This is a genomic window from Corynebacterium jeikeium, from assembly GCA_003955985.1.
GTDB lineage: Bacteria > Actinomycetota > Actinomycetes > Mycobacteriales > Mycobacteriaceae > Corynebacterium > Corynebacterium jeikeium_D.
On record CP033784.1, the window covers coordinates 1,094,817 to 1,113,122 of the forward strand.

Annotated in this window: 12 protein-coding genes and 1 pseudogene; 10 read left to right on the top strand and 3 right to left on the bottom strand. The window is 58.4% G+C overall.

Annotated elements, in window-relative coordinates; all coding sequences use genetic code 11:
* The 8 genes from EGX79_04835 (at position 1) to ftsY (ending at position 10,711) form a co-directional block, all read left to right on the top strand.
* On the top strand, positions 1-561 hold the full coding sequence (locus EGX79_04835) for a DUF177 domain-containing protein (GenBank protein AYX81568.1): 561 nt from the start codon (positions 1-3) through the stop codon (positions 559-561).
* A gap of 42 nt (positions 562-603) precedes the next feature.
* A complete protein-coding gene (locus EGX79_04840; protein AYX81569.1) occupies positions 604-1,332 on the top strand; it encodes a ribonuclease III in 729 nt (242 codons plus the stop codon).
* Positions 1,332-2,195 carry a bifunctional DNA-formamidopyrimidine glycosylase/DNA-(apurinic or apyrimidinic site) lyase gene (locus EGX79_04845; protein AYX81570.1) on the top strand — a complete coding sequence of 288 codons (864 nt, stop codon included), beginning with the start codon at positions 1,332-1,334 and terminating at the stop codon, positions 2,193-2,195. Before EGX79_04840 ends, EGX79_04845 begins: the two co-directional genes overlap by 1 nt.
* Positions 2,196-2,213: 18 nt before the next feature.
* On the top strand, positions 2,214-3,674 hold the full coding sequence (locus EGX79_04850; protein ID AYX81571.1) for an alanine:cation symporter family protein: 1,461 nt from the start codon (positions 2,214-2,216) through the stop codon (positions 3,672-3,674).
* Positions 3,664-3,945 (top strand): acylphosphatase, encoded by a 282-nt coding sequence (locus EGX79_04855; GenBank protein AYX81572.1) that lies wholly within the window; start codon positions 3,664-3,666, stop codon positions 3,943-3,945. The genes EGX79_04850 and EGX79_04855 overlap by 11 nt, the downstream gene beginning before the upstream one ends.
* A 259-nt stretch (positions 3,946-4,204) precedes the next feature.
* Complete coding sequence (locus tag EGX79_04860; protein AYX81573.1) at positions 4,205-5,521, top strand: ammonium transporter; 1,317 nt, start codon at positions 4,205-4,207, stop codon at positions 5,519-5,521.
* Positions 5,522-5,609: 88 nt separating this feature from the next.
* The gene (gene smc / locus EGX79_04865) at positions 5,610-9,104 is read left to right on the top strand and encodes a chromosome segregation protein SMC (protein AYX81574.1); all 3,495 of its coding nucleotides are present in this window, start codon (positions 5,610-5,612) and stop codon (positions 9,102-9,104) included.
* Between the two features lie 47 nt (positions 9,105-9,151).
* Positions 9,152-10,711, top strand: a complete 1,560-nt coding sequence (gene ftsY / locus EGX79_04870) for a signal recognition particle-docking protein FtsY (protein ID AYX81575.1) — start codon at positions 9,152-9,154, stop codon at positions 10,709-10,711.
* A gap of 167 nt (positions 10,712-10,878) precedes the next feature.
* On the opposite strand, the gene EGX79_04875 is transcribed toward ftsY, so the two are convergent.
* Both EGX79_04875 and EGX79_04880 read right to left on the bottom strand, forming a co-directional pair.
* Entirely contained in the window at positions 10,879-11,628 is a 750-nt protein-coding gene (locus tag EGX79_04875) for an intestinal mucin (GenBank protein ID AYX81576.1), read from the bottom strand.
* A 797-nt stretch (positions 11,629-12,425) separates the two neighbouring features.
* Positions 12,426-12,545 (bottom strand): annotated as a pseudogene (locus EGX79_04880) (polyphosphate kinase 2).
* A 1,121-nt stretch (positions 12,546-13,666) separates the two neighbouring features.
* Between EGX79_04880 and EGX79_04885 the strand changes: the two are divergent.
* Complete coding sequence (locus tag EGX79_04885; GenBank protein ID AYX81577.1) at positions 13,667-15,280, top strand: signal recognition particle protein; 1,614 nt, start codon at positions 13,667-13,669, stop codon at positions 15,278-15,280.
* 16 nt (positions 15,281-15,296) lie between these two features.
* Here EGX79_04885 and EGX79_04890 read toward each other — a convergent pair whose 3' ends face one another.
* Positions 15,297-17,447, bottom strand: a complete 2,151-nt coding sequence (locus EGX79_04890) for an acyltransferase (GenBank protein ID AYX81578.1) — start codon at positions 17,445-17,447, stop codon at positions 15,297-15,299.
* Between the two features lie 298 nt (positions 17,448-17,745).
* Here EGX79_04890 and EGX79_04895 point away from each other — a divergent pair, with 298 nt between their 5' ends.
* Positions 17,746-18,228 carry a 30S ribosomal protein S16 gene (locus EGX79_04895; GenBank protein AYX81579.1) on the top strand — a complete coding sequence of 161 codons (483 nt, stop codon included), beginning with the start codon at positions 17,746-17,748 and terminating at the stop codon, positions 18,226-18,228.
* The last annotated feature ends 78 nt before the right edge of the window (positions 18,229-18,306 follow it).

The following is an 18,306-nucleotide window of genomic DNA, read 5'->3' on the forward strand; positions in this document are numbered from 1 at the left end:
ATGACTGACTCATCCCCATTTGTTCTGGACGTTTCGACATGTCTGCAGGGCGGCATGCCCGAGCAGTTCCGCAAGGTAGGCGATAGCCCTGTCCGCGTTGGTGTCGAGATGATTGGCATCGCCGCTGGCGAGGAGGTTGTCGTTGACGGCATTGTCACGAACCTCGGCAGCGGTGTCATGGTTGACGCGACTGTGACTGCCAAGGCCACCGGCGAGTGCGTGCGCTGCCTAGCCCCGCTGAATCCGGAGCTCAGCTTCCACATTTCGGCTGTCTTTTCCAACAACGAGGACTTCATCACAGGCGACGATGCCGAGGAAGAAGACCTCGAGGACGAAGTTGGCCAGATCGTCGACAATACGGTGGATATCACTCAAGCCGTCATCGATGAGGCGGGCTTGAATCTGCCCTTCAATCCGACCTGTCTGGATTTCGATTCCAGCTGTGCTGAGTCGGACTCAGAAGTGCCGGAGCCAGACGGCATCTCGGGTGAAGAGGAGCGCATTGATCCGCGTTGGGCTGGCCTGGCGGAAAAGTTTGGCTCGCTCGGCGACGAGAAGTAATCGACGACGACTTAGACGAAGACTTTAAAGGAGATATAACGGATGAGCCGCAAGCGTCGGCTAACCGGTGAGGCGGCTAGAAAGGCGGCTTTCGAGGCCGTCGATCACGCCCCGCTGCTGGAAAAACTCGGTGTTGAGCTACCAGAGGAGTCCCTGAAGCTCGCTTTGACCCACCGCAGTTTCGCGAATGAAAATGGCATGCTTACCAATAACGAGCGGCTAGAGTTCCTGGGCGACGCCGTGCTGGGCATGTGCGTTGCTGAAGAACTCTACCGTCGCTTCCCGGACCGCGCTGAGCAGGATATTTCCAAGATGCGCGCAGGTGTCGTGAACATGTACGCGCTGGCTGACCTGGCCCGCAGTATCGGGCTGGGAGAGCACATTCTCCTCGGCCGCGGTGAGAAGGCCACCGGTGGCGCGGATAAGCACTCGATTCTCGCTGACACCACCGAGGCGCTGCTGGGTGCTATTTACCTGCAGCATGGCTTCGAGGTTGCCCGCGAGACCGTGCTTCGCCTGTTCAACCAGATGATTGACGATGCCCCGACGGAGTCTCGCGGTCGGGACTGGAAGACGCTGTTGCAGGAGCGCCTGGCGGCCAAGCAACTACCGGCTGCCGAGTACACTGTGCGCACCACCGGCCCCGACCATGACCTAACTTTCTACGTCGACGTGCTGGTTGACGGCGTGGTTAAGGGCAGCGGTACCGGCGCCACGAAGAAGGAAGCCGAGATGCACGCCGCGCATCAGGCACATACTGCACTGGCATAATGCCCGAGCTTCCTGAAGTCGAGTCCGTACGCCGCGGTCTCGACACTTACGTCGTCGGTGGCCGCATCGACGATTCCTTCGTCTACAACGCTCGTGCCGTGCGGCGCCAACCCGGTGGTGCCGCAGAGTTTACCGGTCGTACGCGCGGGCGGACGGTTGTCGCTACGGATCGTCGTGGCAAGTTCATGTGGCTCACGCTTGACGACGACTCCGCAATCGCCATCCACCTGGGCATGAGCGGCCAATTGCGCGTGGAAGCTCCGTACACTCCCGATACGCTGCCCGGACGCCACACCAGGGCCGCTTTCGACATCGCCCTGCCGGACGGCGCTCGGCACCTAATCAACTTCAACGATCAGCGCACCTTTGGTTGGGTCTGGGCCTGTGAAATGGTCGAATCCCATGGACGCGTGGTTCCGGAACCCGCAGCCAAGATCGCGCCCGATCTATTGGAGCCCACCGTCGATGTGGTTGCACTTGCACACCGCATGATGAAGTCGCGTTCACCGATCAAGGCCGTATTGCTCAACCAGAACATTGTGTCGGGTATCGGCAACATCTATGCCGACGAAATGCTTTGGGCGGCGAAGGTCGATGGTCGCGTGCCGGCGTGTGACCTTTCGGTCCGTCGTTTAGCGAAGCTTTTGCGCGAGGGACAATCCGTGCTCGAACGGGCGCTAGCGGCCGGCGGCACGAGCTTCGATGCGTTATATGTGCATGTCAACGGCGAAAGCGGCTATTTTGAGCGGAGCTTGAACGCCTATGGACAAGCGGGGGAGCCGTGCCCGAGGTGTGGGCGCGCAATTGTCCGTCTGCCATTTGGGAATAGATCGAGTTATCTGTGTCCCACCTGTCAGCGCTAGAATTTCCTTATGAGTTTCATGGAGCAAGCAACCGACTGGGTAAATGCTTGGAATGACAAGTACTGGCTGCTCATGATTGTTCTGCTAGTTGGTACAGGTTTGTACTTCTGTTGGCGGACCATCATGGTGCAGCTCCGGTACATCCCGGAGATGTTCAGGGCCATCACTGAAAAGCCCTCTGATATCTCTGAAGGTGTCAAGGGCATCTCGGCCTTTAAGGCCTTCACAATTTCGGCGGCCTCACGCGTGGGTACCGGAAACGTCGCAGGTGTGGCGGTGGCGATCACCACCGGTGGCCCTGGCGCCGTGTTTTGGATGTGGCTGCTCGCCGCGATTGGTGGCGCAACCAGCTTCGTGGAGTCTACGCTGGCACAGCTGTACAAGGTGCGGGATAAGGACTCTTACCGAGGCGGCCCGGCCTACTACATCACCAAGGGGCTCGGGGAGAACTGGCGCTGGATGGCCTCGCTGTTCGTCATCGCTATCACGGTGACCTACGGTTTCGTGTTCAACGCGGTGCAGTCCAACTCGATTACGGCGGCTGTGGCGGAGTCGACCGGTCAAGACGCGCCGATCTTTAAGTTCGGTGTCGGCATTGTGCTGGCAATCTTGGCCGGCGTCATCATCTTCGGTGGTGTGCAGCGTATTTCGGCGGTGACGCAGATCGTCGTGCCGATTATGGCCGTCGCCTACATTATCCTCGGCCTGATTGTTTTGGCTCTCAACATCACCGAGGTGCCGAGCATGATCAAGCTGATTTTTGAGCACGCCTTCGGTATCCGCGAGATTGCCGGTGCCGCTGTCGGTACTGCCATGATGCAGGGTATTCGCCGCGGCCTGTTCTCCAACGAGGCTGGTATGGGTTCCACTCCGAATGCGGCGGCGACGGCGTCGGTGTCACACCCGGTCAAGCAGGGTCTCATCCAGACGATGGGTGTCTACTTCGACACCTGGGTCGTCTGTACCATCACCGCAGTGATCATCCTGCTGTCCGACCCTACTTTCGGCGGCGATGCAGAGGGCACCGCGCTGACTCAGGCCGCGCTGTCGGCGCAGGTGGGCACGTGGGCAATCCACGCGGTTACGGTCATCATCTTCTTCCTGGCGTTCTCCTCCCTGGTGGGTAACTACTACTACGCCGAAGCAAATATCCCATTCCTGTCTAAGAGCAAGGCTGTCCTGAATACCGTGCGCGTGCTGGTCATCCTGTGCGTTATTGGCGGAGCTGTCGGTTCCGTGCCGCTGGTCTGGTCGCTTGCGGACACCTTCTCCGCACTCATGGCCACCATCAATATCATCGCCATTCTGCCGCTGGGCGGCGTAGCTGTCGCCCTACTAAAGAATTACTCCGAGCAGAAGTCCAAGGGGCTTAATCCGGTATTCCACCGCGATGATCTGCCTAACGTCCGCGGCCACGACAAGATTGAGTGCTGGGACGGTTCCGACCCGATGACAGTGCGTGAGTCCGATGTCGCTTAACGACGTCCGCCTCACCGCGTGGGTACACGGTCGTGTTCAAGGTGTCGGTTTTCGCTGGTACACCCGCGCGACGGCTCTGGAGTTAGGCCTGGTTGGTTATGCCCAGAACTACCCGGATGGTCGGGTGTTAGTTGTTGCTGAAGGGCCACGGGCAGACTGTGAGAGTTTGCTCGCTTGGCTTGAGGGGCCGAATACTCCGGGCGATGTGACGGCAGTGGTGCCGTTATGGCAGGAACCGAAGGGTGCATTGAGCGCATTTGACCGTCGTTAAGCGGGTGCCAACTGCCTTCTCTCCCCCCCCCATGTCGGTGTAGGAATCCGAAAAATTCGAATACGTTCTATCCCTCGCTCTGCGTCGTTGTTTTTACGCAGTTGGCGGGGGATTTTTTCGTGTCTCCAGGTAGTCAATTGGGGCGCTGAAGAGGTCTTAGAGCGCTGAACAACTACGCAAGTGAGAAAAAGAATACGTAAATACGGAAGTCGGGTGGTTTAAGTTAATAACTACCTACTGACAGACAGGGGAGGCACATATGACGCCTGAAGAAGTAATTGCACAGTCGGGAAACTCAGCGTGGATGCTGATTTCGGCTTCGTTGGTTTTGCTGATGACACCGGCGCTCGCGCTGTTCTATGGCGGCATGTCGCGACAGAAGTCGGTGCTCAACATGATGATGATGAGTTTTGGTGCGGTCGGCGTTGTCGGTGCCATTTACGTGCTGTGGGGCTGGTCGATGTCCTACGGATCGCAGTCGATCGGTGGTGTTTTTGCCAACCCATTCGAGTTCTTCGGTCTGCGTAACTCGATTACGGATGGCGACGGCAACTACATCGCAGGTGCGAACGGGTACCCGAACATCATCGACATCGGGTTCCAGCTCACGTTCTGCTCTATCTCGGTGGCGCTGATTTCCGGTGCGCTGGCTGAACGTGTGAAGTTCTCCACCTGGTTGATCTTCGTCGGCTTCTGGACGACGCTGGTGTACTTCCCAATGGCCTTCATGGTCTGGGGCGGTGGCCTGCTGAGCCACTCGGCAGAGGGGCTGTCGGCAAAGCTGTTCGGTACCGCTGACGGTGAAGCATTGATCGCTCCAATTGACTTCGCTGGCGGTACGGTTGTGCACATTGCTGCTGGTACTGCCGCTTTGGTGCTGGCGATTATCGTCGGTAAGCGCAAGTCCATCGATGGCAGCCAGCATCGCCCGCACAATCTGCCACTCGTCATGCTGGGTGCTGCACTGCTGTGGTTCGGCTGGTTCGGCTTCAACGGCGGTTCGGCATTTGCGGCCGACGGTGTCGCTGGTCTGGCATGGCTGAATACGACGGTGGCAGCGTGCGTGGGTATGCTCGGCTGGATTTCACTCGAGCGTATTCGTGATGGACATCCCACCTCGCTGGGCGCCGCTTCGGGTGTCATCGCAGGGCTTGTGACTATTACTCCGGCCGCAGGAGATATGAACCCAGTGACGTCAATCATTCTGGGCTATATCGGCGGTGCGCTGGCTTGCTGGGGCGTTGGCTTAAAGTACAAGTTCAACTTCGATGACTCCCTGGATGTGGTTGGTCTACATCTGGTTGCAGCTATGTGGGGAACGATTGGTGTTGGCCTGCTGGCTAATGATCGCGGACTGCTTACCGGTGGTGGCATCGACGGCCTGAAATTGTTTGCCATCCAGATCATTATTGCTGTCATCGCGACGGTGTTCTCAGGCGTGCTGACGTACATCATTGCCCGAGTCCTGAAGGCAACTGTCGGTTGGCGTATCCACGGCGAGCAGGAACATTCTGGTATTGACGTCGCTCAGCACGGTGAGTCGGCCTACACGTCGGCCAAGCAGGCGGCTGTGTAAACGGCGCCGTGTAAACAAGGCTGTGTAAATGAGTGAGTGCTTGGGGTAATTCAGCTCCAAACCGTAACTACGGGTAAGATATTGCCCCATGTATTTGAAATCGCTGACTCTGAAGGGCTTTAAATCCTTCGCTTCGGCGACGACGATGAAATTTGAGCCCGGCATCTGCGCAGTTGTCGGCCCGAACGGATCCGGAAAGTCGAATGTCGTCGATGCCCTCGCGTGGGTTATGGGTGAGCATTCCGCCAAGACCCTCCGTGGCGGCAAAATGGAAGATGTCATCTTTGCGGGTACCTCCGGGCGAAAGCCCTTGGGGCGCGCGGAGGTTACTCTTACCATCGACAATTCCGATGGGGCACTTCCCATTCAATATAAGGAAGTCTCTGTCACGCGTCGCATGTACCGCGACGGCGCAAGTGAGTACGAAATCAACGGTTCTCGCGTCCGCCTCATGGATGTCCAAGAGCTCCTCAGCGACACCGGTATTGGCCGCGAGATGCACATCATCGTCGGCCAGGGCCGGCTTTCGCAGATTCTGGAGTCGCGGCCAGAGGAGCGTCGTGCGTTTATCGAAGAAGCAGCGGGTGTGCTCAAGCACCGCCGCCGCAAGGAGAAAGCGCAGCGCAAACTCCAGTCGATGCAGGCTAACCTCGACCGTCTGCAGGATCTGACAGGTGAGCTTTCCCGTCAGCTCAAACCGCTGAAGCGTCAGGCTGAGGCCGCCTCTCGCGCCCAGACTGTGCAGGCGGACCTGCGCGACGCCAAGTTGCGCCTGGCCGCTGCGGATTTTGTGGATTTGCAGGACAGCCTCAATGACATTGCTGGTCAAGCCAAGCTCATTGAGGAAAAGGTGGAGGCCGCCACTGAGCGAGCCGAGATTGCCGCTGAGCGCACTGCAGAGCTTGAAGCGGAACTGGAAGACATCACTCCAGCAGCTGATGCTGCCCGAGATTTGTGGTTCCGTCTCTCCGCACTCGGTGAGCGTATTCAAGCGACGGCCCGCATCGCCGCCGATCGTGCGGCCGACCACTCCGTCGCGCCGTGGGTAGGCCCAGACCCGGACTTCCTGGAGCAGCGGGCCGACGACGCCGCGACCGAAGAAGCCACGCTTGCTGAGGCTGAGGCAGAGGCCCGCGAGAAACTGGAGGAAATTCGCGAAACGCTCTTCGACGCCGAGGAGACTTTCCGTGAAGCCGAAGCGGAGCACCTCGCGGCCGTTCGCGCAATCGCCGACCGTCGCGAAGGCGTGGTTCGTCTCATTTCCGCAGAAGAATCTCTGCGCACCCGCTTGGAAGCCGCCGAAGCCGAAGCTGCACGCCTTGCCGAGCAAACCAATGAGGCCGACGAACGCCGTGCCGATGCCACCGAAGCCGTGGAAAACGCCGCGCAGGAGCTAGCCGAGGCAGAATTCGAAGGTCCCGAGCTGCAGAGTGCTTATGAACAGGCCAACCGAGAAGCAGAGCTGGCCTCTACACGGTTGAAAGAACTCCGCGCTGACGAGCGCGACCTCGAACGCAGTGTCTCAGGTCTGTCCGCCCGCATCGAAGCTCTGGAGACCGCCCGCACCGCCGCTGCCAACGACGGCACCGCGTGGCTACGTGAAAAACACGAACTCGGCGTTCTCTCTGAAGTCATCGATGTCGACGCTGGCTGGGAAAAAGCGCTCACTGCCGCCCTCGGCGCGGCCGCCGAAGCACTGGTCAGCGAGGGCAGTGGAGATTCGCTTATCGACGAGCTTGTGGCCACGGACAAGGGCAGTGCCGTTGTTATCAATTCTGCGGATGCATCCGACTCTTGGCGCTTGGACATCACTCTGCCCGCACAGGCATCCTGGCTGCTCGATCATGTGACAGTGCCCGCGGAGCTTTCGGGTTCGTTGACCTCTCTGCTCGTTGACGTCGTGGCCTGCGACGACGAGCACGTCGCCCGTGAGCTGGTGACCCAGGATACTCGACTGCGCGTTGTTGACCGCGATGGTGTGCTGCGTGGCTCTGGTTGGGTAGCTGGCGGTGCTGGTGGCACTGCATCAGGTGTGGAAATCGCCGCCGACATTGCTAAGACTCGCGAAGAACTAGCAGAAGCACAGGTGCGTTTGAGTGACCTCGGTGGTGTGCTCTCCGGTGCACAGGCCGAAGAAGAGGACCGCCGCACGGACGCGGCGGCCGCCCGTGCTGCGCTGCGTGAACACCAGAGTCGTATGAAGGTCCTCACGGATGCCCGAACTCGGGCCACAGCGCAGCTGTCCGGCGTGGTGCATGATGCCGAACGCGCTGAGCAGCGCGGAGCCGAAGCCGCGGACCGAGTAACGAAGCTCCAGAAGGAGTTGGCGGTGGTCGCAGACCGCTTAGCTCGCGTTGACCGTGACCCCGAGGAGGGGGAACCGTCGACAAGCGAACGTGACCGTGCCTCGGAGGCGCTGACGGCTGTGCGCGCCATGGAAACAGAGGCGCGTCTGTCGCTGCGTACGGCAGAGGAGCGACTGTCGAGTGTACGAGGCAAGGCCGAGCGGCTCCGTCGCCAGGCTGCATCGGAGCGCGTAGCGAAGGCCCGCCATGAGCAGGCGCAGATGGCGAAGGTTGCCCAGCGCGAATTGGCAGAAGTTGTCGCGGAGCTGGCTGAGGATTTGCATGCGAAGGTCAACGTGTCGTTGGCGCGGGCAGAGGCCGATCGCGACGATGCCGAGGCGCAGAAGAAGACAGTGTCGCAGGCACTATCAGCGGCCCGGACGGAGGCAAATGCGGCGCAACGTGAGCTGGCACAGCTAACGGATTCCGCGCACCAGGGCGACATCGCCCGTGCGCAGGCGCAGGTCCGCGTGACCGAGGCTGCAGAGCGCATCGTCGACCAGTTGGGGCTGTCTGTCGATGACCTGCTCGCGGACTTTGCTCCTGATGAGAACTTCGACCGCGCAGCCGTGACGAAGCAGCTCAAACAGGCGGAGAAGGATCTGCGTGTGCTCGGCCGCGTCAACCCGTTGGCGCTGGAGGAGTATAAGGCGATGGAGGAGCGCTACTCTTTCCTATCCACGCAGCTCGATGATGTCCTCAAGGCCCGCCAGGACCTCACCGATGTTGTCGATGAAGTCGATGCCACGATCCTGCAGCTCTTCACAGACGCGTGGAACGATGTCGAGGCAGAATTCCCCGCAGTCTTTCAAACGCTTTTCCCGGGCGGCGACGGACGACTGGTTCTCACCGAGCCGGACAACCTGCTCACGACAGGTATCGAGGTTGAAGCCCGCCCGCCGGGCAAAAAGGTTAAGCGGCTGTCGTTGCTCTCCGGCGGCGAGAAGTCGCTGACGGCGCTGGCAATGCTCGTCGCTATTTTCCGCGCGCGCCCGAGTCCCTTTTACGTACTCGACGAGGTGGAAGCCGCGCTTGACGACGTTAACCTGCGTCGCCTTATTGCGCTGCTCGAGGAACTCCGCGCGACCAGTCAGCTGATTGTCATTACGCACCAGAAGCCAACAATGGACGTTGCGAATGTGCTCTACGGCGTGACCATGCGGGGCGATGGTGTGACTCGAGTAATCTCGCAGCGAATGTCACCGGCATCCGCAACTCCGTCGACAGGAGCGGAGTAAGCGCGGAGTAAGTGAGGAAGAGTCGTTGATACTGCATAATGAGAGTTATGACTCCAACTCAGTGGATACTCCTTGTCGTCGCGATTGTCGTTATTATCGCGCTGCTCTTTGTTGTGGGCTATGTCCGCAGGAAGAACCAGCGCATTTCCTTTGCGAAGGAAGATACTAAGGAACTCACCCAGCAGGAGAAGTCTGGAAATTACCAGGCCACTAGTGGTTTTAACTTCGCTCCGGCCGGTGGTGGGACTGATACCCGCGAGAAGCAGCCGGTTGAAAAACCGATGCCGAAACCGGCGGAAAAGCCGATTGAAAAGCAGGCCCCGGAGCCAGAGGAAAAGCAGGCTGATATACCTGCCGATCAGCCGGACGGTTCACTGCTGAAACCAGAAGGTCGACTGGTTATTCCGGATAACCCCACCGAAATGGAGGGGGATTATGACCGCGTAATGCGGGAAATCCCAATCGATTTGCCAACGGCCGGGGAAGAGGAATCAGAGCCCGAGCCGGAACCACAACCAGAGCCCGAAGCAGAGCCTGAGGTAGAGGTAGTTCCTGCTCCTGAACCGGAGCTGGAGCCGGAGCCGACTCCCGAACCAGAACCGACGCCAGAGCCGGAGCCGGAAGCTGCGCCGGAGCCGACGCCAGAGCCAGAAGCAGAACAGCAGATTGACTCCATCGACCCGGCTGAGGGACGTCTGGGCCGCCTGCGCGGTCGTCTGTCACGGTCGCAGAATGCAATTGGCCAGTCTGTGCTCGGCATCTTGGGCGCGGGTGACCTTGATGAGGACGCGTGGGAAGAGGTTGAAGACATCCTGGTTATGGCTGACCTCGGTGCGGCTGCGACGCAGCGTGTCGTCGATAAGCTGCGCGAGCGTATTGCCAGCCAGAAGGTGAGCACGGAAGAGCAAGTGCGCGCCCTGCTGCGTGAGGTGTTGATTGAGGAGTGCAAGCCTGAGATGGACCGCTCCATCCGCGCACTTCCGCACGAGGGCAAGCCCGCAGTGATTCTGGTAGTCGGTGTCAACGGCACAGGTAAGACCACGACGACGGGCAAGCTGGCTCGTGTACTGGTCGCCGGTGGCCACCGTGTTGTTCTCGGCGCAGCGGATACCTTCCGTGCTGCTGCAGCCGACCAGCTGGAGACCTGGGGGCGACGCGTTGGCGCGGAGACCGTTCGCGGCGCTGAAGGCGCCGATCCTGCTTCTATTGCATTTGAGGCAGTTGCTCACGGTATCGAGTCCGGCGCTGATGTGGTGCTCATCGACACCGCCGGCCGCCTGCACACCAAGGTCGGTCTGATGGACCAACTGGACAAGATTAAGCGCGTGGTGGAGAAGAAGGCTCAGGTTGACGAAGTCATCCTGGTTTTGGACGCGACGGTTGGCCAAAATGGTCTACTGCAAGCTCGTACGTTCCGGGATGTAGTAGACATCACCGGCGTTGCCCTGACCAAGCTGGACGGTACCGCGAAGGGCGGCATTGTATTCCAGGTGCAAAACGAGCTCGGTGTGCCGGTGAAGTTGGTTGGCCTTGGTGAAGGTGCTGACCACCTGGCGCCGTTTGAGCCGGAGAGCTTCGTAGACGCACTGCTCGGCGGCCGCAAATAGTAACTAACATCGATGAGTGAATTTTCCATCGATTGGTGAGTACAGCGTCGCCCGTTGCCCCCGGCAAAAATAAAGGCCTCGGAGCCACCGCGTAGATTTCTGTAGAGGATACGCGGGGCTCCGGGGCCTTTAATGTTGAGGTGCTAGGAATCTAGCGGAGAGTTGTGCTAGGAATCCTTAGAATTCTTGCGTGCGAGGCGGGTAGCTGCCACGCCACCGACCAAGAGTGCAAGAGCGGCACCGCCGAGGGCAGTCGCCTGAACACCAGTGACTGCTAGCCCAGTGTTCTTGGTCCCGGTTTGCTTACCGTCATTCTTAGGGGTGTCGGGCTTGTCGCCTGGATTTTCCTCCCCAGGATTCTCGTCCTCCCCGGGCTGTTCGTCACCTGGGTTTTCATCGTCGCCCGGAGCGTCATCGCCTGGGTTCTCATCGTCGCCCGGAGTTTCGTCATCGGAGGTCGGACAGTAGCCGTAGACTCCGGTTGCCGGGTCGATCTTGCTCATATCACGCGGGGAACCGTCGGGGCACGTTGCGGTGTCATCAACTCCCGGCGGAATTCCGTCATTTTCTGGGGCATCTTCATCAGGCTCCGGAGTTGGGCCGGAATCATCTGAAGTGCCACAAGCACCGTAAGCCCCGGTTGCCGGGTCAATCTTACTCATGTCACGCGGGGAACCGTCGGGACAGGTCTGGGTGTCCTCAACGCCCGGTGGAATGCCATCGTTCGATGAACCTCCTGGATCCGGATTTGCAGCGTCATCTACACACTGGAAAGTACCGCCAACATTTTCAAAATGTTGACCGGCGGGGCATTCCGACGGGGCGGGGTCAGGAATCTGTGCGGTGGCGGCGCCAACGCCGATGAGCATGCCGGCTGAAGCGGCAGCGGCCACCATGGTCGAAGAGAGCTTCTTCATTTGGAAACCTCACAATGTCTATAGGAAAGCCCTGCAATCAAAGGACTTAAGGGGGAACACTGTTCACACTTTTGATTCTAATAACTAATTACAGTCTTTGGTGGTATGGGTTTGGGAAGGGGGGGGGTAAAGAGAAATTGTTGACTTGTCCAAACCCCAGTAAGGGGAAGTGGGAACTTATATTTACAACGCTGAGTGTGTACACCCGTTGTGGGTAGGGCGTTTATAGAACCAGTCACTGTCGACTCGGTAGGGGGCTTTTCTGTCTTCGCTAGCGAAGCGTGGTACCTGATTGTGTCGGGTGGTGAAAGGTGGATGGGGCGTAGAGGTTCGGTAAAAAATCGGTGCCTGTGAGGTTTTATGCTTCGGGCTATAGGAGCTATGACTTTTCGGAGGTATGGCGCACAAAAATGCTCCCGATGCTAAATAGGCATCAGGAGCATTTTATGTTTCGTTACCGGGGTAGAACCCCAAGCTTCTTAGCGGTTCTTGCGGGCGATGCGGGTAGCGGCGACACCGCCGACAAGGAGAACCAGAGCGGCTCCGCCCAGGGTGGTGGCGTCAACGCCGGTGGCTGCCAGGCCAGTGCTCTGAGTCGAAGAAGCCTTCTTGGACTCCGAGGTATTCTGCTCAGACTTCTTGGAGTCCGAAACCTTCTTTACATTCTCGGAAGAGGTCGTCTTCTTGGACTCGGAAGCCTTCTTCTCGGCCTTTTCCTTGGCCTTCTTCTCTTCCTTCGTGCACTTGTTTTCGTTCTTGCACTCAGCAGAGATCTTGATGTCAACGTTTACCTTGACATCCTTGCCGTCCTTGCCCGGCTTACCGTCCTTGCCTGGCTTACCGTCCTTGCTATCCTTGCCCGGCTTACCGTCCTTGCCTGGCTTACCGTCCTTACCGTCCTTGCCGTCCTTGCCTGGCTTCTCGGTGTCCGGCTTGTCCGTGCCTGGCTTCTCGGTGTCCGGCTTGTCCGTGCCTGGCTTGTCAGTGTCCGGCTTCGCCTCGTCCTTGACGCAGACACCGAAGACATTCGGGTTGCCTGGAACTGGCTTGCTCATGTCGAAGTGCTCGCCCTCCGGGCACTGCTTATCAGAAATGCCTGGGTTTCCGGGGTCGCCCGGCTGGGACTCATTGTCGCCCGGTGTTTCGGGCTTAGGAGCTTCCTGGTCCGCGACGCACTGGAAGGTTCCGCCGACGTTCTCAAAGTGCTGGCCGTCTGGGCACTTGTCCGGCATTGGGGCCGGAATTCCGTCAGTGGAATCCTGCTCAGGCTGGTCTGCGACGCACTGGAAAGTGCCTCCGACGTTCTCAAAGTGCTGGCCGGCGGGGCACTCGGTCGGCATTGAGTCCGGAATCTGTGCAGTAGCGGTGCCTGCGCTTGCAATCATGCTGGCGGAGAAGGCAGCGGCGGCGATAGCCGTGGTGAACTTCTTCATGAAAACCTCTCAAGGAGTCAAACGGTCAGAGACCAATGAATATGATTTCGCCGTTCATCCCTCATCGTGCACGGCGGAAAATAAAACCAGGCCAACTGCGGTTAACTAGGTTCATGATTAACCATAAACTGGTTGATATATGAACGGTATTGGAGGTAGTTATAGGAATAACATCAGGTGCGCAGTGGCGTGCTTTGACCTGCTGCAATGCCGCCGGTTTGCTATTTGGCTTACACCATTCCGGGGGAGGTTCTTACTAAGGGTGGCCTTAGTAAAAGCTAGCCACTGGCGTTATCTTTCTGTTACCTAGCTGGTGGTAACTGGGTTGGATAAACGTTCTTTATGCAGTAGGGCATTCATATCTGGAGGCTCGTTTAATTGTCACGTTAAAATAACGAACAGTAATCTAACGTCCTTGAGTACAAAAGAGCTTCATCCTATTGCTATTTCTTACTTCCTATTGGTTACACCCGAATCGGGGCATTTAGGGTGGGTGGGCTGCAATCGTTGTCGATAGGCGAAGCTGTAGATATGTGCCAAATGGAGTATCCAGCGGGTACGGTAGAACAGTTAAGAAAAAACAAGGCAAAAGGGGAGCTGGAAACTTGTTTGAGTCTCTTTCCGATCGTTTGACGGGTGCCCTGCGGGGGCTGGGCGGGAAGGGCCGCCTGACTGAGGCGGATATTAACGCCACCGCCCGCGAGATTCGGCTGGCTCTTCTGGAAGCCGATGTCTCCCTCGAGGTTGTCCGTACCTTCATCAAGCGCATCAAGGAACGCGCTAACGAAATTATTGGCAGCCAGACTGTCAACCCGGCAAACCAGATTATTGAGGTCGTCAATGAGGAACTGATTAACATCCTCGGTGGCGAGACTCGACGGCTGAATATGTCGAAGCAGCCACCAACGGTTATCATGCTGGCCGGTCTGCAGGGCGCTGGTAAGACCACCTTGGCCGGTAAATTGGCCAGGTACCTCACGGATCAGGGGCACACCCCGGTCCTCGTCGCCTGTGACCTGCAGCGTCCGGGCGCGGTGCAGCAGCTGGAAATTGTCGCTGAGCGTGCAGGCGTGCCGTGCTTCGCACCGTTCCCGGGCACCAGCCTCGATTCCACCCATGAAATGGGCACCAGCGAGGACAATCCAGTTGACGCCGCGTTCCGTGGCCTCGCTTATGCTCGCCAGCATCGCCACGATGTGGTGATTATCGATACCGCAGGTCGCCTGGGTATCGATGAGGTTCTGATGAAGCAGGCCCGCGACATTCGCGATGCCATCAACCCGCATGAAGTTCTGTTTGTCATCGACTCCATGATTGGTCAGGACGCGGTAGAGACCGCCAAGGCCTTCCGAGACGGCGTTGACTTCACCGGCGTTGTACTGACCAAGCTCGATGGCGACGCGCGCGGTGGCGCTGCACTGTCTATCCGTGAGGTCACCGGTAAGCCGATTCTGTTCGCCTCCACGGGCGAGAAGTTGGAGGACTTTGACGTCTTCCACCCAGACCGTATGGCCAGCCGCATCCTGGGGATGGGTGACCTAAAGACGTTGGTTGAGGTCGCTTCCAAGGAAATCGATCATGAGCAGGCTGCCAAGTCCGCCCAGAAGATTGGTTCCGGCGAACTGACTCTTGAGGACTTCCTCGAGCAGATGATGATGGTCCGCAAGATGGGCCCAATCGGCAACATCCTCAAGATGCTCCCCGGCGGCGCGGAAATGTCCAAGGCCGCCGAGATGGTCGACGAAAAGCAGCTTGACCGCATCGAGGCGATTATCCGCGGTATGACTCCGGAAGAGCGCGAGAATCCGAAGATTCTGAATGCTTCACGACGTCGTCGTATCGCCAACGGTTCCGGTGTGTCCGTTTCAGAGGTTAACCAGCTCATCGAGCGTTTCAATGAGGCGCGGAAGATGATGGCGCAGATGGCCGGCCGATTTGGTATGGGCGGTGGTCGCCCATCGAACCGCAAGGCCAAGCGTGGTCGAAAGGGCAAGGGCAAGAATAAGCGCAAGGGCGCTAACCGTGGTCCAACGCCGCCGAAGGCAATGCGCGGTGGCGGAATGCCCGGTATGCCTGGAATGCCAGGTATGCAGGGCATTCCGGGTATGCCTAGCATGGCTGAACTGCAGAAGCTGCAGAAGCAGATGGGTAATCAGCTGCCAGAAGGTATGGAGGACTTTGACCTCAACAATCTCGACTTCGGACAGGGCAAGAAGTAGCGGGGACTAGAAGTAGCTAGTCCCGCAGAGCCTTCTGAATCTGGCGGTCCATTTCAGGACTGAAAGTGGCCGCTAGTTCATCGGTGATGTGATTGCTGTCGCGGTAGACGTAGATATTGCCAATAACTTTACGGCAGGTGGTCGGACCGCAGAAGATGTCGGAGAAATCTAGACTGTGCCCGTTGGGGAAGTTCGCAAGAATCTCCTCAGCGGGATTTTCTGCATTTAGGGCAGTTTTGCGGTGGATAGTGCAGTCTTCTTCCGCTTCTTCGCATACACTGGGGGAGAATTGGTCCAAGTCCTCCCGTAGCGCCCATGGGTTATCGCGGATGGCGAAGAAATCAATTCCGCGTTCTTGCAGAGCAGCGAAAAACGAAACGTAACCATCCGGTGTGTAGTCGCCGGGCTGCGGTGGGTCCGCCTGGAACAGGGGTCTGGTTGAAGTGGTGAAAACCATCTCTGGCTGAATCTCGTCAATTTTCTGCAGAGCCTCGAAAGTCCAGGCCACGCAGATATCGCCGACTCCGTGGATCGGTTCTAAGGTCGCTGGACAGCCTTGTCGGAGAAGAACCACCACTCGGTACCCGTTGTTTTTGCCGTAGGCATCAATCGGGGCAAACCAATGTTCCATGTGCGAGCCGCCGACGATGACAATCGAGTCACTAGCATCTGGATCACCGTAGACACACGGCTGGGTCTCATCGCGCCAACGGCGATTCGGCGGGAAGTATCCGACGTCCTCACCGCCTGTCGCAAGGCAGCCATCGAGGGCAGGTTCCGGCCAAAGGTCCGTGATGAAATCGGAATTCGGCTTTGTGGCTGCCTTGGGGACCTCGTACCCGTCGGTAAGCGCGAGTGCACCTGGATAGACCTCTGGATCTAGGCTGGTGGCGGAGGCGCGATCGACGCGCACCTGTTGCACGTTGACAAGGCTGGACATGCCGACCAACGCAATGACGACAACAGTGCCGACTACCGCTAGACGACGAGCCGGGCGACGATGCTTCATTGCGTGGATTGCATCGCCGACGACGGGCTGAGTCCGGGTCGGTCGGCGAGTCGATTGAGCCAGCGGCAGCTCGACATACTTGTTGGTGAGTTTGGCCAAAATAAAGGAAACGACGATCACTGCGGTGCCAAGCTTCAGCCCCGGAGTATCGCGGTTGAGGTAGTTTATGGCCAGGATGAGAAGAGGCCAGTGCCACAGGTAGAGCGCGTAGGCGCTCTGGCCTACTTCGCGCATTGGGCGGCTGGCCAGGAACTTGGAGATCCAGCCCGCCTCAGGGCCGGCGATAATAATCAGCGCAGCACCACCGAGGGGCCATAGGGTCCAAGGGCCTGGGAACTGTGCGGCGCCGTCGAAGATGAAACCGGTGGAGACTACCAGTGCGAGGCCGATGCTGGCTAACAGCACTCGAAGTGGCTTGGGCATGGGGATGGAGCCCCGGACAAGAATCAGTCCGAGTAGTGCGCCGAGGCAGAGCTCCCAGAGGCGGCTGACAGTGGAGTAGTAGTTCCAGCCCTGGTTTTCGGAGTGCATATAGAAGGCATAGGCAAGCGAGCCGAGAGTGATAACTGCCAGCAAAGGGGTGAGGATTCGGCGGAGTTTACCGCCGGTAGCGTCGGTGCGCTTCGCCTCCACCGGTGAGGTAACCGCGCCGACAATCTGGGGTGAGCGCGTCATCCAGGCGAGTAGGGAGATGAGCAAAATGGAGCCGAGATAAAACTGGCCCTGTACCGACATTGACCACAGGTGCTGCAGTGGGGAAGTTTCGCTCTCTGCGGCAGCGTAGTCCGAGCCCTGGAGTGCCAGTTCATAATTTTGGTAGTAGAGCAGGCTGGCGCGGAGTTGCTGGGCAATGTCGATGGTGCGAAGCGATGGAATGAAGTAAATGACAAACAGGGTTGTCGCGAAGAGGACCAGCACCAGTGTCGGGATTAGGCGACGCAGCGTGCGCCAGATGCTCCACCATGGATTGATGGACTGCCGGGGATTGATGGCATTGCGGTACTGCGCGCCGAAGAAGAAAAACCCGGAGAGCAAGAGGAATACGTCCACACCACCGGAAACGCGGCCGACGTAAACGTGGAAAAGGACTACGAGGGCAATCGAAATGCCCCGTAGTCCGTCCAAGTCATACCTATATTGGGTGCCGGTGGTTTTCATAGAATGTTACGTTACCGCACTGTCAACGACGTTCAGCTTTAGTGGGTATGCAGCGTTTCGAGTGCGCAGTTTTGTTAATTTCCAAAAACTGCTGGTAACATACCTCGAGTTGTCTCAATGAGAATCCTCAACTGAGGCACGACTGCGAATTCATCGGATCCGGCCACGGCCGCCCGGTGGTCACGCGCAGTGTAAATATCCCAAGGGCAAAACCGGTCCGAGGCACTTCGTTAGTAATTACTCGTGAGCTCGGATGCATAAGTATTGTCCAGTGACATAGAAGAAAGAGGAACTCCTCATGGCAGTCAAGATTAAGCTGCAGCGCCTGGGTAAGATTCGTACCGCTCAGTACCGCGTTGTCGTTGCTGATGCTCGTACCCGTCGCAACGGTGCGGTCATTGAGAACCTGGGCATCTACCAGCCGAAGGAAGAGCCGTCGATCATCAAGATTGACTCCGAGCGCGTTCAGTACTGGCTGGGCGTCGGTGCACAGCCGACCGAGCCGGTTCTGGCTCTGCTGAAGGTCACCGGCGACTGGCAGAAGTTCAAGGGCCTCGAGGGTGCAGAGGGCACTCTGAAGGTTGCTGAGCCGAAGCCGACCAAGCTCGAGCTGTTCAACAAGGCTCTGGAAGAGGCCAACAATGGCCCGTCCGCTGAGGCCATCACCGCTAAGCGCCGCGAGGCCAAGGAAGCAGCTAAGGCTGCTAAGGAAGCTGAGGAGGCCGCAAAGGCTGCCGAGGCTGAGGCTGCTGAGTCCGAGGCTTCCGAGGACGCCGAGTAATAAGGACGCTGAGTACGCCGCTTAGCTAATCCGGGCGCTACCTTATACTTCAAGACGAAGTGTTGGGTGGCGCCTTTT